The organism is Methanocalculus taiwanensis (assembly GCF_024372745.1).
GTDB classification, from domain to species: Archaea; Halobacteriota; Methanomicrobia; order Methanomicrobiales; family Methanocorpusculaceae; genus Methanocalculus; species Methanocalculus taiwanensis.
In genome coordinates, this window is record NZ_VOTZ01000009.1 from 40,049 (window position 1) to 53,158 (window position 13,110).

Consider the following 13,110-nt stretch of genomic DNA (forward strand, 5'->3'; position numbering starts at 1 on the left):
TCCTATTCATGAAGAGCCAGCCACGCCTTCTGGCAGCAACTATCGTTGCGATCCTCGGGATTCTCATCTCTCCTTTCATTCTGCCAGCGTGGCTCTTCGCAATCTTTGTTATCTCCTTTTCAGCTGTCCTCTACCTGATTCGGGGAACACAATACATTTCCCTCGCCCTGGGTGCAACAGCCCTCCTCTATGGGATTGGAATCCTCCCGCTTGTGGCATTTGGCGCCACCGTTGGTATCGTCACCCTCGGTGAACTGGCATACCGGGCAGCCGGTGAAGGAAAACGTGCATATCTGCATTATACAGGAGGGGCATTTGCGGGTGCTCTTCTTGTGATGGCTTACCTTGGAAGTATCGAGCCGCTTGTCCTGATCATCGGGGTGCTCGTCGCGCTGATGCTCAAATCAATTCTGGAAGGCAGGAAGGATGCCTATATGATCATCATGCTCGGGGTGGCGATGACGATCTTCCTCTTTATCGAGCTGGACTTCCAGGTGAATATCCTCCTCCTCTTTGTCGCAGCATCGATTGCACTCCTTTTTGGGTATACTTCCTTCCGGATCGGTGCAGCAGATCTCTCAGGGCTTTTCTCCGGTGCAATCATCGGTGTTCTTCTGATTGTCTTTGCCGATGTCCGATGGTTCCTTGTGATGCTCGCTTTCTTTATCATCGGATCCGCAAGTACCCGGTTTAAGTATGCCCAGAAGAAGGCGATGGGTGTTGAACAGGAGCGGGGTGGCGCAAGAGGGTATAAGAACGCCTTCTCAAACGGACTTGTCGGAACCGGAGCTGCAGTCCTCTTCGGGCTTACCGGAGATCCAATCTGGACCGCCCTTTTTGTCGGTAGTGTGGCAACAGCAACGGCAGATACTGTCGCCTCCGAGATAGGAGTGACCGGCGGACAGCCGATTATGATCACCACACTAAAACGGGTTCCGGAAGGAACAAACGGGGGGGTTACAATAAGGGGTGAGGCTGCATCGCTCCTTGGATCCTGTATAATTGCCGGGATCGCGTACGGATTCCAGATGATTCCACTCCCCGTCTTCTTCATCTGTCTCCTTGCAGGATTCCTTGGAACCAATATCGATAGTCTTATCGGGGCGACCCTTGAAAACAGTGGATTCATCGGAAATGCCGGCACAAATCTCCTTGCCACATTTGGCGGAGGTATCTGTGCGGTAATGATGGTGCTTCTGCTGGTATGATCGTAAAAAGGCAGTTACAAAAAAAACTGGAGAGTTATTCCCTCCCCTTATGTTTCTCAGATTCAACAGGAGATGCTGTTAAATTCAGTACTTATACCAGCGTCCCTTCTCATCATAGACGCCCACCTGCTGCTCGACAATCGGCACATCTCCAAGCCGCTGGAAGAAGGATGCCTTGAAAGCAAGGGTAAACGGTGTTGCGATCAGCGCCCAGATGAAGAGTATGACTGCTGTTGCAAAGAGGGCATCCGGACCAAGGAGGTTCAACACCTCTTCACCACTCATCGAAGCCAGCAGATCAGGATCCATTGCACCAATCTCACTCACCTTCTCCCAGAGGATACCCATCCAGACAAAGGCGAGACCAAAGAGAAGCATGCCAAGGGCGACAACGTTCACCACGATGAAGAGGAGGACCTTCCAGGAATGGAACAGTACAAGTGTGATACTTGAGCGGATAGAGTCGAAGATCTTCTCATCCGAAAAGACTGCGAAGCAGTCATAGAAGTATGTCAGCAGGATGATCGGGATGGTGACACCCATTGCAATGAAGAAGACCATATCCGGATTCAGATCACCTCCCATGATTGCCATTGGAATTAAGAGCAGAAAGATCGTCACGAATGCGGCAAAGATGATGACGATCAACGGTAGCAGAACCCGGAAATAATACCGGGTGCCATAGCTCATGAAGTCGGAGATATCTCCTTTCTTCTCCCTGATGATGCCATAGCTCCCGGCGATGATGAAGGGGAAGAGCAGGAGTGAAAGTAGCTGAAGAGCTCCTGAAATAGCAGGGTTTGCTTCTCCAAGGAGTATGTCGCCGATTGAGACGGCGCCGATCACGAGCCCTCCAAGCCAGAGGAGGGGGAATCGCTTCAACAGCCCGAATGTATCGATGAATGCCTCACGGATCATGGCTCACCGGTTCCTTGGCATCGCGATCATCTCCCGCACCTGGAGGTCAAAGAATGAAGCAGTGTGGGCCGGGCGGATGACAGCAGCACAGTCTGCACCGGATATTGTTCCACCGACAGCTATCACCTCGTCTTTGACTCCGATTGCACCCTGATCGGCTGCGATCAGCACGCATTCAACGGCAACCTTCAGCCCGACTGCAACAACCCGCCTGAGAGCTTCTGCAATCGCCTCTGTCCTTGATCCGCCACCAACCCGCGCGGATCGGGAGAGGGCGCGTTCAAGGCCGGAGAGGGCATGCGTGCCGGTGACGATTGTGTGGCCTTCTGCGAGAAGTGATGCTTTTGCATCTTCTGAGAACTCCCAGATACCTGGCTCTAAGAAGCCGACGACATGCGTTACAACCACCAGGCGGATGCCGGTGCCTTTTACCGCCTTCTGGAAAGAAAGGGCGGTCGCGCCGGAGGTGCTTGCAAGGACAATTACGTTGATATGTTCATCCTGTGCCCGTGATACACAGAGCTGGATACAATCATCCGTATTTTGTGGTCCGGGTGCGTCAAAGTATGCAGTTTCTCGTGTGGTATAGCCCATGCATGTTAATATGCATCGGTCGTACATTTCAATTACGATGATCACCCTTGCACTTGCCGGAAAACCAAATTGTGGAAAGTCGACTTTTTTCAAAGCGGCGACACTTGCCGATGTCGAGATAGCAAACTACCCGTTCACCACCATCGATGCAAACCACGGAGTTGCCTATGCCCGCGTACCCTGCCCATGCAGGGATCTGGGGCTTCAGTGTGATCAGTGCAAAGATGGATTCCGCTTCATCGGTGTCGGGCTCGTGGATGTTGCCGGGCTTGTCCCGGATGCGCATCTTGGTAAAGGACTTGGAAACCAGTTCTTAGATCACCTCCGATCAGCCGATGCAATCATCCAGGTGGTTGATGCGAGCGGGGGAACAGATGCAGAAGGAAACCCGGTCGATTTGGGATCCCACGACCCGATGGAAGATGTGCGGTTCCTGCGATATGAGATGGCGATGTGGGTCTCCGGAATCATTGAAAAACACCTCCCACGACTCACCCGTGCCGCGCAGGGGAAGGAGCCCGCATTGATCGAACATCTTGCAGAGGCACTTGCAGGTCTTTCCATATCAGCCGAGGATATCAGATCTGCCATTGATGCAACTGACGTCGATCTCTTCAGGGCAGATGCAGATGCACTCTGCCGATTATCTGATGCACTGGTAACCATCAACAAGCCGATGGTAGTTCTACTCAATAAGGCAGATATGGCAACTGAAGATATGCTGAACACACTGCCGGTTGAGATGATCCGGGCAACCGCAGCGGGCGAGCTTGCGCTGAGAAATGCTGCCTCTGCAGGTTTAATCAGGTATCTTCCGGGTGATCCGGATTTTTCAGAGATTGAATCTGTAGCGATGACGCCGCAGCAGAAGAAGGGACTGGCAATGATTCGGGATGTAATGAAGCGTTTCGATGGAACCGGTGTTCAGCAGGCAGTCAATCATGCGATATTCTCGCTTCTCGACCTTATCGTCGTCTATCCGGTTGAGGACGAGACCCACTATACTGACGGAAAGGGCCGGGTGCTTCCCGATGCCTTCCTGATGAAGAAGGGATCGAACCCCCGTGACCTTGCGTTCCGGGTTCATACCGATATCGGGAAAGGGTTTCTGCATGCAATTGATGCACGGACAAAGATGCGGATCAAGGATACAGCAGAACTCAAAAGTGGGGATATTATCCGGATAGTAAGTGCAGCAAAATAAGGTGGGGAATAGTGGTTTTCTGCAAGTGAAGCGCCACAATAAGCCGGTTGGGCTACAATCCTGCGAAAGCCTTATATTACCTGGATGTGAAGGAGTTATTACGTATGGCTGGCGAGGTGTATCAGGCACAGGTGCTGAAGAATTTCTTCGATACGATCACCGGGACTGACAGGAACCTCACCAGGATCTCAATGTGCGTGGTGACGCTTGCGAAGCTCAGAAGCGAAGATCCCGCCAAAGTCACATTTCTTTTGGACCAGATGAGAAAGTCACGGGAGAAGAAGGAGCTCTCGATCGATATTCTGGATTATATGGTGGATGCAGCTGTTGCCCTTGAACTGGATATTGTCCAGACAGCATTTGGCGTCACCAGTGTCAGGCAGCTTACAGACGAGTTCGGCTCAGTCTCACTCGACTCGTTTTAGAGTGGGGGCATTATAAAGCCTTTTTTTCCAATGAGATAGTCTGCTCATTATCCTGATGTATTGGGTCGGGAAGATTGTCCAGTTCAAATGATCAATTCTTTCCATTTGTATTGATCAATAGTGTCCATTTAGAATGGATAGATTTATCATTTCAAATGAACACTATTCGTATACCATGATCCTGAAGAGCGAACTCAGAAAGATCCTGAGATCCCAGAGAGAGGCAATAGAGAGGCGCAAGCCCGGTGTTACCCGGCAGGATCTTATACGAGTGAAGCCACTTCACAATTTTGCGATTATCATATCCGGTATCAGACGGTGCGGAAAAAGCACCCTCCTCGTCCAGTCGATGAAGAGAGAGGAGGAGTTTTATTACCTGAATTTTGAGGACCCCCGACTTGCTGATTTTGAAATCAGGGACATTGAGATGCTGGAAGAAGCCTTTTCCGAGGAGTTTCATGAGGCAGATCTCTACTATTTTGATGAGATCCAGAACATCTCAGGCTGGGAATCGTATGTACGATATCTTCTGGAGAACGAGAAGAAGGTGGTGATCACCGGATCGAATGCATCACTCCTGAGCCGTGAGCTCGGGACAAAGCTGACAGGAAGAAATCTTCGAATCGAGCTCTTTCCATTCTCCTATCATGAATACCTGGAGTACATGGAACGCGAGGATTCAGCAGATTCATTTGGCGAGTATCTTGCTTCGGGCGGTTTTCCGGAATATTTGAGAACTGAAATGGATGAGGTCCTGCAGAATCTTCTGCTGGACATCATTGCACGGGATATTATCTTCAGAAATCCCGTGAAAAACCCACACATTGTAACAGAAATTGCAGTCTATCTGCTGGGGAATACTTCCAGGGAGTTCACACTCTCAAAATTGCAGAAGATTTTTTCTGCAATCGGATCGGTGACCACCATCGCATCATATGTTGATCTGCTTGAGGATGCATACATCATCTTCACCCTGCCACGGTTCTCCTATTCCCAGAAAACCAGGCAGATCAACCCAAAGAAGGTATATGCCATAGATAACGGTCTTATTCGTGCAAATTCGATCCAGTTCTCAGACGATTCGGGCAGGTTCCTCGAGAACCATGTCTTCCTTGAGCTCAGGAAGCGGTACCGGGAGCTCTTCTATTTCCGTGAAAAGGGTGAGTGCGATTTCCTCGTCAAAGAGAAGACGAAGATTACAAAGGCGATACAGGTCTGCTATGAGCTGACCACCCGGAATAAAAAGCGGGAGATCGAGGGGCTGACAGAAGCAATGGAGTACTTCGGGCTTGATGTCGGGTATATTCTGACGCTCGATCAGGAAGAGGATATTCTCGTTGCCGGGAAAAGGATATCAGTTATTCCGGCTCGAAAATTTGAGTATTGATAAAAGGGATAATCCGGCATATTCTGCCAGATGAACCTAATGCGGGCTGGGGATGCTCTTTATCCTTTCCTGATCCGCCACTGGAGCCGCGCCGTCAGGATGATGATCGTTACTGTGAAGAGCACCATCAGCGGGAGCTCCTGCGGGATGTCGCTTGGCAGGATGAAGAAGATGACTGCATAGAGCGGTGTGAACATCGATACAAGGTCACGCTTCGGATCGGCAAAAGCCATCCCAAGCAGGAGGAAAGACGCTATGATACAACCCCATATTCCGGGTGCTGCCAGAAACGGGAGAGGCAGGGTGATCCCAAGAGCGGTGAGGAGTACGCCGATAATAGCGACACCGGGAGTCATGTACCAGTACCGGTTGATCACTTCAGCAAAGGGAGGGGTCGGTTTTGTCTGTGCCATTGATAGTATCGTTGGTTCTGCCTATTGATATTCAATCGGTTTCGGAGATGGTTCGCAGGCGTGAGACACCATCAATCTCCAGGATCACTTCGACAACTGCTGGAGGTACACACTGTTCCCACTCCTCTCCAAGGAGCATCTTCTGTCGGATCGCGGTTCCTGAGAGGGTTTCACGGAGGTACATCGGAGGGGATTTGATTGAGATTGATGCTTCTCTGAAGAGCTGGATCACAAGCGGGTTGGAGGTATAGCATATGTCAAACGGTGGTGTCATCGAGGTAACATGAGCAACCCAGAGGGCGTTTCTTCTGAGATCCTCAATCGGTATCACATAGAACGGACACCCGATCTCCTCAAGCGCGCGGGTGATCATCAGCACCCGCTCTCCTGCAGTGAACGGGTTCTGCATATCATGGGAGAGCTGGGCACTCCCGACACCGATAATGATCTCGTCAACCTCCTCTGCGATCCCTTCCAGCACCGCCTGGTGGCCGTTATGATATGGCTGGAAGCGTCCGATATAAAAACCACGTTTCATTCTTTTCGTACCCCTGATGCGATCTGTGCGGCAAATGCACCTGCCGTAAAACCTGCGTCGATGTTGACGACTGCGAGCACCGCACAGGACTGGAGCATGCTGGCAAGTGCCGCCTCGCCTTTTCCCATGTACCCATACCCAACCGAAACCGGAACACCGATCACCGGCCGATCGACAAGTCCTGCGACAACGGCGGGTAGGGTTCCTTCCCTTCCTGCGCAGACGATGAAGGCATCGGCATCCCCCAGCTCTTTGAGTGCATGGAAGAGACGGTGAATGCCGGCAGCACCAACATCATATGCCGTGAGTGTCCTGCAGCCCATCTCCTCTGCGATGATCCGTGCCTCCTCTGCCACCCGGATATCAGAAGTGCCAGCGGTGATGATGCCAACCGTTCCACCGTTCTCTGGTTTTTCTGTTCCGTTCGAGAGGATAACGATCCGGGCCTCAGGATAATATTCGCAGATGAGGTCAGAGGCAGCGTTCATAATGGCATCTGCCTGTTCTTCTGTAGCCCTGCTCGCAACACACCGGCCGGATGCTTCCACATACCGCCTCATGATCTCAATAAGATGAGAGATATCCTTCCCCTCAGCCAAAACCACTTCGGGAATACCGCAACGGATCGAACGTCCAAGGTCAAGTCGGGCGACTCCTGCAATCTCCTCCAGGCGAAGCCCGCCGATATGGTCGGCGGCCTCTTCCGGAGAGCATCTGCCGGATCGTACCTCTTCCATGAGATTCAATATGCGGGAATTTATCGGCATGGTCACTATTATCAAGGGACGAGGCGCATAATAAGTTCATTGTATGGATATCCTCTTTCCTGTCACCTGTTTTGGAGCCGCAGTTGTGATATTTCTCTGGATGCGTGATCTCCGGATCTATGGGAGAACAGGACGGCAACTCTATCGGAGGGCAGCACTCCGGGGTGTAATCTGGATGGCTCTTGCCTCGGCCGGAGTTGCTGCTGCCTTCTTCGGCCAGCTGTTCCTCGGGATCGGACTTGTGCTCGCCGCCCTCTATCTTCAGGGAAGAGATGAGCGGGAGAAGATATGGAGCGATGAAGGGAATCTCGAGCGATTCCTCGGTGCAGTGAAGACAAAGAAGAGATAATGTATACGTGATGCGTGATGATTCAGAAACCACGAGGAACAAGGGATTTCTTTCCGGATGAGCTTGAAGCACGGAGGAGTATCGAAAAGACGATGCGGGAGACTGTCTCACGCTGGGGGTACCGTGAGGTTGCCACTCCTGAGTTTGAAAATCTCGAACTCTTCACCCTCCGTTCAGGCGAGGGAATCATTGAGGAGATGTATGCGTTCCAGGATAAAGGCGGACGCGATATTGCGCTCCGTCCCGAACTGACAGCACCTGTCCTGCGGATGTATGTGAATGAGGCAAAGGTGCTGAACAAGCCTGTTCGCTGGTACTATTTCGGTGATTGTTTCCGGTATGAACGGCCGCAGAAGGGACGGTACCGGCAGTTCTGGCAGTTTGGTATCGAGCTTGTCGGTGCTGATTCTGCGATGGCCGATGCCGAGGTGATGGCGGTGGGCTATGACCTGTTGAAAGCTACCGGGGTATCGTTTGAGTTGCGTGTCGGCGACCTTGCGATGATGCGGAGCCTCCTTGATGATCTTGAACCGGAACTCCAGAAACAGGTTCGGGGATGCCTTGACAAGAGGGATTATGAGGCACTTGAGGGAATGGGGCTGAAGAGCGATCTTGCCGGATCCTTAACAGCCCTCATAGAGTCAAAGACACTGGATGATGCATTTGCAATCACAGGTGCCATACCTGAAGAAGAGCGGATCCGTGAGACTTTTGCAATACTGGATGCACATGAGGTGCCATATATCCAGAACTTCGGGATTGCACGCGGCCTCGACTACTATACCGGATGTGTATTCGAGGCATTTGCAGAAAATCTGGGTGCCGAGAACCAGATCATGGGAGGAGGGGCATACCGCCTTGCCCACCTCTTCGGTGGTGAAGATACCCCGTCCTGCGGGTTTGCGATCGGATTTGACCGTGTGATGGTATCTCGGGGAGAGAGTGAAATGCAACGGCCGCAGACTGTTGCGGTTGTTGCGACACCTGAGGGCCGGATCTTTGGGATCAGGGTTGCAGCTGCATTCCGGCAGGCCGGGGTCAGGACGATTACTGATCTTATGGGAAAGAGCCTCTCTGCACAGCTCTCGCAGGCGGCAAAACATGCTGATTTCGTTGCTGTTATCGGAGGGCGAGAGGCTGAAGCCGGGATGGTGACACTCCGGGATCTTGCCTCCGGAGAACAGCAGACTTTGTCGATCGAGGAAGCCGTTGCCGGGGTGGTTGGCAGTGGTACTCGCTGAGGAACTTGCAAAGCAACAGAAGAGCATCAGTGTTGCGGAGTTCTTTGAAAAGAACAAGCATCTCCTTGGTTTCGATTCACCAGTCCGCGGTCTTATCACCACGCTGAAAGAGGCGATCGACAACGCCCTCGATGCCTGCGAGGAGGCAGGAGTCCTCCCTGACATCCTCGTGATCATTAAGAAGACACCATCAGGGTCATTTACGATCACAGTCGAGGATAACGGTCCCGGGATTATACCCGAACAGGTACCGTTTGTCTTTGGAAAACTGCTCTATGGATCACGGTTTCACCAGGTACGGCAGAGCCGGGGACAGCAGGGGATCGGGATCTCGGCTGCGGTTCTGTATGCGCAGCTGACAAGCGGTGTACCGGCAATGGTGATATCACGCACCGGTGCGAAGACAAAGGCCCACCGGTTCACCCTGATGATCAAAACGCAGACAAATGAGCCGGATGTGCTGTCACACGAGGAGATCGACTGGTCACTTCCGCATGGCACCAGGATAGAGCTTGAGTTTGAAAGCTCAATGTCCGCAAAGAAGCGGCTGCTTGAGTACCTGAAATACACGTCCATTGTCAATCCCCATGCACGGTTCCGGATCGAGATCGATGGCGAGAGTGCGACATTTGAACGTGTATCCGGAGAAGTACCTCCCTGCCCGCAGTCGATCAAGCCACACCCTTATGGAATCGAGTTTGGGATTTTAAAGAGGATGGCCGCGGCCAGTGAGATGACGGTTGACCTTTTTCTCCAGGAGGAGTTCTCCCGTGTCGGCAAGAAGACGGCAGCAGAGATTCTGGCTCATGCCGGGATGAAGGGATCGCTGAAAGCTTCCAGACTGGAGCCGGGTGATCTGAAGAAACTCCTCACTGCAATGCAGGAGGTGAAGATCCCGGCACCGCCTGCCTCAAGCTGCCTCTCCCCAATCGGGGAGGATCTGATTCTATCCGGTATTGAGAAGGAATTTGCACTCGATTTTGTAAAATCCAGGAGCCGTGCGCCGGGCGTCTTTTCAGGCCACTCGTTTGTGGTGGAAGCTGCAATCGGGTATGGCGGTCGACTTGAGGCGGAAGGTACTGCCCGGATTCTCCGGTTTGCGAACCGGGTGCCGCTCCTCTACCAGCAGGGAGCCTGTGCGATCACCCAGTCGATTGCTGCTGTGAACTGGAAGGGCTATGGGATCGCACAGTCGGGGCTACCTGTCGGGCCGGTGCTGATCCTGGTACATATCGCCTCAACAAATGTCCCTTTCACCAGTGAGAGCAAGGATGCAGTCGCCTCCATCCCTGAGATTGAAAAAGAGATCGTGCTCGCACTCCAGGAGCTAGGCCGCGACCTGAAGGCGTTCCTCTCCCGGCGGGACCGGAACCGGATCGCAGAGGATCGTGCCCGTGCGGTCTGTGCGATCATCCCTGATATCGCCCGGAAAGTCTCGGAGATTGTGGAGAAGCCCGTACCCGAGACTGCCGCAATTGAAGGGCGGATCATGCGGCGGGTGGTGGTTAAACGGGAGCTCCTTGATGGGAAGGTGCAGATCCGGATAGACAATCATACCACAAAGCCGGTTGAGCTGACCCTCTATGATATTTCTCCCGATACAGGGGAAGGGGCAACGGTTGCCCCGGACTTTTCATCTGATCTTGATGGCGAGGTGACGAAGTGCTGGCGGGTTGTGGTGGAGCCCGCTTCTTCGTGGGTGACGCTGTATCCGGGTGCCGGAGGCGGGAGCCTGACGGTGCAGGGGATGGATGAGTCGAAGATGGTGGTTATGGATTGTGAGGAGTGAGGGGCTGCCGGGAGGGGGGTTTGATGTTGGGAGCATACCTTGTTTTTAACCAGGAAGCTCACTTCCGTATGGTCACGAGTTTTGTAAGAAATTCATCCCTTGTGAGTCCCGATTGTCGAATAATTGCACGAAGAATTCCCCTTCCCAGTTCTTCTCCCGGATGAACAGGAATGACAACACTCCTTCCATCGGGATCCTGCATAATCACATGGCCACCCGTCTGACGAATAAACGAAAAGCCTGTATCTTGCAGGATTTTGATTACTATTTCTGCCTTAAGTGGAGTTAACTTCAACCGCCCCGACCCCAACAAATTCCCGAATTTCATCTGGATCGGGGGGTCCATTGAGATCAAGGTACAACGAAATAGCCTCATGGAGACGTTCAATCAATTCTTCGTATGTCTTTGCCTGAGTGAAACATCCCGGAAGAGTTGGGATCGAAGCATAATAGTAGCCATCCTCGTCTTTTTCAATAAGGCAATAATATTTCATGATTAGTGTATGGTGGTTTAGAGAAGACAAATAGGTTTGCTCTTTGGATCAAACCCTCCGGGAAGATTTCACAACATGAGCAATATGAGATCAGAACTCTATTCCTGCACGAACAAGAGCGGCCTTGATAAAAGCTATTTACCGTCTAATATTGTGTTTTTCTTCATTGAGATTGAAATCAGACATTCAGTTCATCAAAGAAGATCTTTCAGAAATAAATCTTTCAGAAATAAAACATATGCTCCATGAGTTGATTCTGCACCATGAAGCAGGAGGAATGATGAAGCTATCGAACCGTTCCTTACACCGGTTTCTCCAGGATGAACCGGATATATATACGCTTGATGATGCAAAGGTTGTATACCGGTGTGAGGATTATTAATAATACCCATATGACTTCCTTTTCCGTTTCTTGGAGTAATCTTCAACGAAAAGTGCTTTGCGAGTATATGCGTCTTGCACGTAGCAATACCAGTTAAGGGGTTATCTGGATCTTTTCAGGTGAGCGCATATCAGAGGAGACGTTCTGCTAATATGGTGCAACCACAAAGTGCTTTTTCATCCAGACAAAAGCTTATTACTCTACAGAAAGGAGATATCAACTATCATGACCAGTTTTGGTGTTGTCATTGAAAAGGACGATGATGGCTATTATGCTCATATACCAGCAGTCCAGGGATGCTATGCGCAGGGTGATACCTATGAGGAGGTGCTCACCAATATACAGGAAGTGCTACACCTGATTCTGGAAGAGGAAAGAGCAGACCGGAGTATGAGGTATATAGAGCGAATAGAAAATATCACATCCGAATAATTTCCAGACAATAAACCCTTCTAAAAATTTTTGAGAATAATATAATTTACATATCAGAATACCGAATAACATGCAGATCTGAAAAGCGTGCAATTATTTCAAAATCCTTATCAGCCGTGATGATTTGATCGATATTGGAAGCACAGGCTGTACCTGCAATCAAAATATCAAGCGCGTTCACAGGAGTTCCTGCAGCCTTCATCCTCGCCGAGAGGGTACTTGCATAGTGAGCTGCTGTAAGATTAAAATCCAGAATCTCTATTTCAGTAAACAATCTCTGAAAGAATTCTTCTTCTTTCTTTGAACGAAGACGCTTGATCCCGGACATGATCTCATAATATGAGATGACAGAAACAACAGGGATCTCATTCTCCGGAATGAACGATGAGTATTTTTCATCTCTGAAAAAGTCGATAAGAAAAGATGAGTCGAGGAGTATCATATTCTTTCCTTTGCCGAATCGCGAATCTCCCGTATCTCTTCTTTCAGTGTATCAAGGTTCTTTGAATGCTTCAAAGCACCGGCGAACTTCCTGATATTTCCTGTTTTATAGGTCAGCAGACGATCGATCACATCGCTGAAACTATCATGGTCATCTTTCATCTGCCTAAGCATATAATAAGTGTCCTCACGGATGGTGATCGTCTTCATAATATTGTGTATTAAACACGATTATATAAATATTTTACCTTGGCACTAAGAGTGGCAAGTATAAATCATTTCAGGCGCGATAGCGCCATAATCCCCATGGCGGTGCCCCCCCGCGGAGTCGGAGTGGGTATTGTTCATAGGGATATATCATTATTGATGAAAAGGATAGAGGATATTGGAAGAGCGAACAATATCTGAGCGGTGGAACAATCAGGCAGCCATTTCGTAGAGGGATGTATATGCATGGTTAGTTCTGTATACTGTAACCACCAACAAATCTCTATAATAAACCGAAAACCCGTCAGGAAAATGCACCCA

The 13,110-nt window shown here is 50.7% G+C and carries 17 protein-coding genes; 8 read left to right on the plus strand and 9 right to left on the minus strand.

The window, feature by feature from the left end; translation table 11 throughout:
- Positions 1-8: 8 nt before the first annotated feature.
- Positions 9-1,208, plus strand: a complete 1,200-nt coding sequence (locus FTO68_RS05495) for a TIGR00297 family protein (RefSeq protein ID WP_255332377.1) — start codon at positions 9-11, stop codon at positions 1,206-1,208.
- A gap of 84 nt (positions 1,209-1,292) precedes the next feature.
- On the opposite strand, the gene FTO68_RS05500 is transcribed toward FTO68_RS05495, so the two are convergent.
- Together FTO68_RS05500 and FTO68_RS05505 are read right to left on the minus strand one after the other, a co-directional pair.
- Positions 1,293-2,126 (minus strand): DUF7847 domain-containing protein, encoded by an 834-nt coding sequence (locus tag FTO68_RS05500; protein WP_255332378.1) that lies wholly within the window; start codon positions 2,124-2,126, stop codon positions 1,293-1,295.
- 3 nt (positions 2,127-2,129) lie between these two features.
- The gene (locus FTO68_RS05505; RefSeq protein WP_255332379.1) at positions 2,130-2,720 is read right to left on the minus strand and encodes a pyruvate kinase alpha/beta domain-containing protein; all 591 of its coding nucleotides are present in this window, start codon (positions 2,718-2,720) and stop codon (positions 2,130-2,132) included.
- A gap of 37 nt (positions 2,721-2,757) precedes the next feature.
- Between FTO68_RS05505 and FTO68_RS05510 the strand changes: the two genes are divergently transcribed.
- From FTO68_RS05510 to FTO68_RS05520, 3 genes are all read left to right on the plus strand, one after another.
- Positions 2,758-3,924, plus strand: coding sequence for a redox-regulated ATPase YchF (locus FTO68_RS05510; protein ID WP_255332413.1), 1,167 nt, complete (start codon positions 2,758-2,760; stop codon positions 3,922-3,924).
- A gap of 104 nt (positions 3,925-4,028) precedes the next feature.
- The gene (locus FTO68_RS05515; RefSeq protein WP_255332414.1) at positions 4,029-4,349 is read left to right on the plus strand and encodes a hypothetical protein; all 321 of its coding nucleotides are present in this window, start codon (positions 4,029-4,031) and stop codon (positions 4,347-4,349) included.
- 175 nt (positions 4,350-4,524) lie between these two features.
- A complete protein-coding gene (locus FTO68_RS05520) occupies positions 4,525-5,736 on the plus strand; it encodes an ATP-binding protein (RefSeq protein WP_255332380.1) in 1,212 nt (403 codons plus the stop codon).
- 59 nt (positions 5,737-5,795) lie between these two features.
- Here the strand turns inward: FTO68_RS05520 and FTO68_RS05525 are convergent, their stop codons facing one another.
- The 3 genes from FTO68_RS05525 to larB are packed head-to-tail and all read right to left on the minus strand — an operon-like array spanning position 5,796 to position 7,454.
- Positions 5,796-6,149 carry a hypothetical protein gene (locus FTO68_RS05525; protein ID WP_255332381.1) on the minus strand — a complete coding sequence of 118 codons (354 nt, stop codon included), beginning with the start codon at positions 6,147-6,149 and terminating at the stop codon, positions 5,796-5,798.
- A 31-nt stretch (positions 6,150-6,180) separates the two neighbouring features.
- Complete coding sequence (locus FTO68_RS05530; protein ID WP_255332382.1) at positions 6,181-6,687, minus strand: nicotinamide-nucleotide adenylyltransferase; 507 nt, start codon at positions 6,685-6,687, stop codon at positions 6,181-6,183.
- A complete protein-coding gene (gene larB, locus FTO68_RS05535) occupies positions 6,684-7,454 on the minus strand; it encodes a nickel pincer cofactor biosynthesis protein LarB (protein ID WP_255332415.1) in 771 nt (256 codons plus the stop codon). The genes FTO68_RS05530 and larB overlap by 4 nt, the downstream gene beginning before the upstream one ends.
- Positions 7,455-7,497: 43 nt before the next feature.
- Here larB and FTO68_RS05540 point away from each other — a divergent pair, with 43 nt between their 5' ends.
- Genes FTO68_RS05540 through FTO68_RS05550 form a run of 3 tightly spaced genes read left to right on the plus strand, consistent with a single transcriptional unit; the run spans position 7,498 to position 10,833 of the window.
- Positions 7,498-7,803, plus strand: a complete 306-nt coding sequence (locus tag FTO68_RS05540) for an ABC transporter permease (RefSeq protein ID WP_255332383.1) — start codon at positions 7,498-7,500, stop codon at positions 7,801-7,803.
- Between the two features lie 17 nt (positions 7,804-7,820).
- Positions 7,821-9,044, plus strand: coding sequence for a histidine--tRNA ligase (gene hisS / locus FTO68_RS05545; protein WP_255332384.1), 1,224 nt, complete (start codon positions 7,821-7,823; stop codon positions 9,042-9,044).
- On the plus strand, positions 9,031-10,833 hold the full coding sequence (locus FTO68_RS05550) for a DNA topoisomerase VI subunit B (protein WP_255332385.1): 1,803 nt from the start codon (positions 9,031-9,033) through the stop codon (positions 10,831-10,833). Before hisS ends, FTO68_RS05550 begins: the two co-directional genes overlap by 14 nt.
- Positions 10,834-10,891: 58 nt before the next feature.
- Here FTO68_RS05550 and FTO68_RS05555 read toward each other — a convergent pair whose 3' ends face one another.
- Both FTO68_RS05555 and FTO68_RS05560 read right to left on the minus strand, forming a co-directional pair.
- A complete protein-coding gene (locus tag FTO68_RS05555; protein WP_368659880.1) occupies positions 10,892-11,209 on the minus strand; it encodes a type II toxin-antitoxin system HicA family toxin in 318 nt (105 codons plus the stop codon).
- On the minus strand, positions 11,109-11,327 hold the full coding sequence (locus FTO68_RS05560; RefSeq protein ID WP_255332387.1) for a type II toxin-antitoxin system HicB family antitoxin: 219 nt from the start codon (positions 11,325-11,327) through the stop codon (positions 11,109-11,111). The genes FTO68_RS05555 and FTO68_RS05560 overlap by 101 nt, the downstream gene beginning before the upstream one ends.
- Before the next feature lie 607 nt (positions 11,328-11,934).
- Between FTO68_RS05560 and FTO68_RS05565 the strand changes: the two genes are divergently transcribed.
- The gene (locus FTO68_RS05565) at positions 11,935-12,141 is read left to right on the plus strand and encodes a type II toxin-antitoxin system HicB family antitoxin (RefSeq protein WP_255332388.1); all 207 of its coding nucleotides are present in this window, start codon (positions 11,935-11,937) and stop codon (positions 12,139-12,141) included.
- A 46-nt stretch (positions 12,142-12,187) separates the two neighbouring features.
- Here the strand turns inward: FTO68_RS05565 and FTO68_RS05570 are convergent, their stop codons facing one another.
- The gene (locus tag FTO68_RS05570; RefSeq protein WP_255332389.1) at positions 12,188-12,583 is read right to left on the minus strand and encodes a type II toxin-antitoxin system VapC family toxin; all 396 of its coding nucleotides are present in this window, start codon (positions 12,581-12,583) and stop codon (positions 12,188-12,190) included.
- A complete protein-coding gene (locus tag FTO68_RS05575; RefSeq protein WP_255332390.1) occupies positions 12,580-12,792 on the minus strand; it encodes an antitoxin VapB family protein in 213 nt (70 codons plus the stop codon). The genes FTO68_RS05570 and FTO68_RS05575 overlap by 4 nt, the downstream gene beginning before the upstream one ends.
- Positions 12,793-13,110 lie beyond the last annotated feature (318 nt).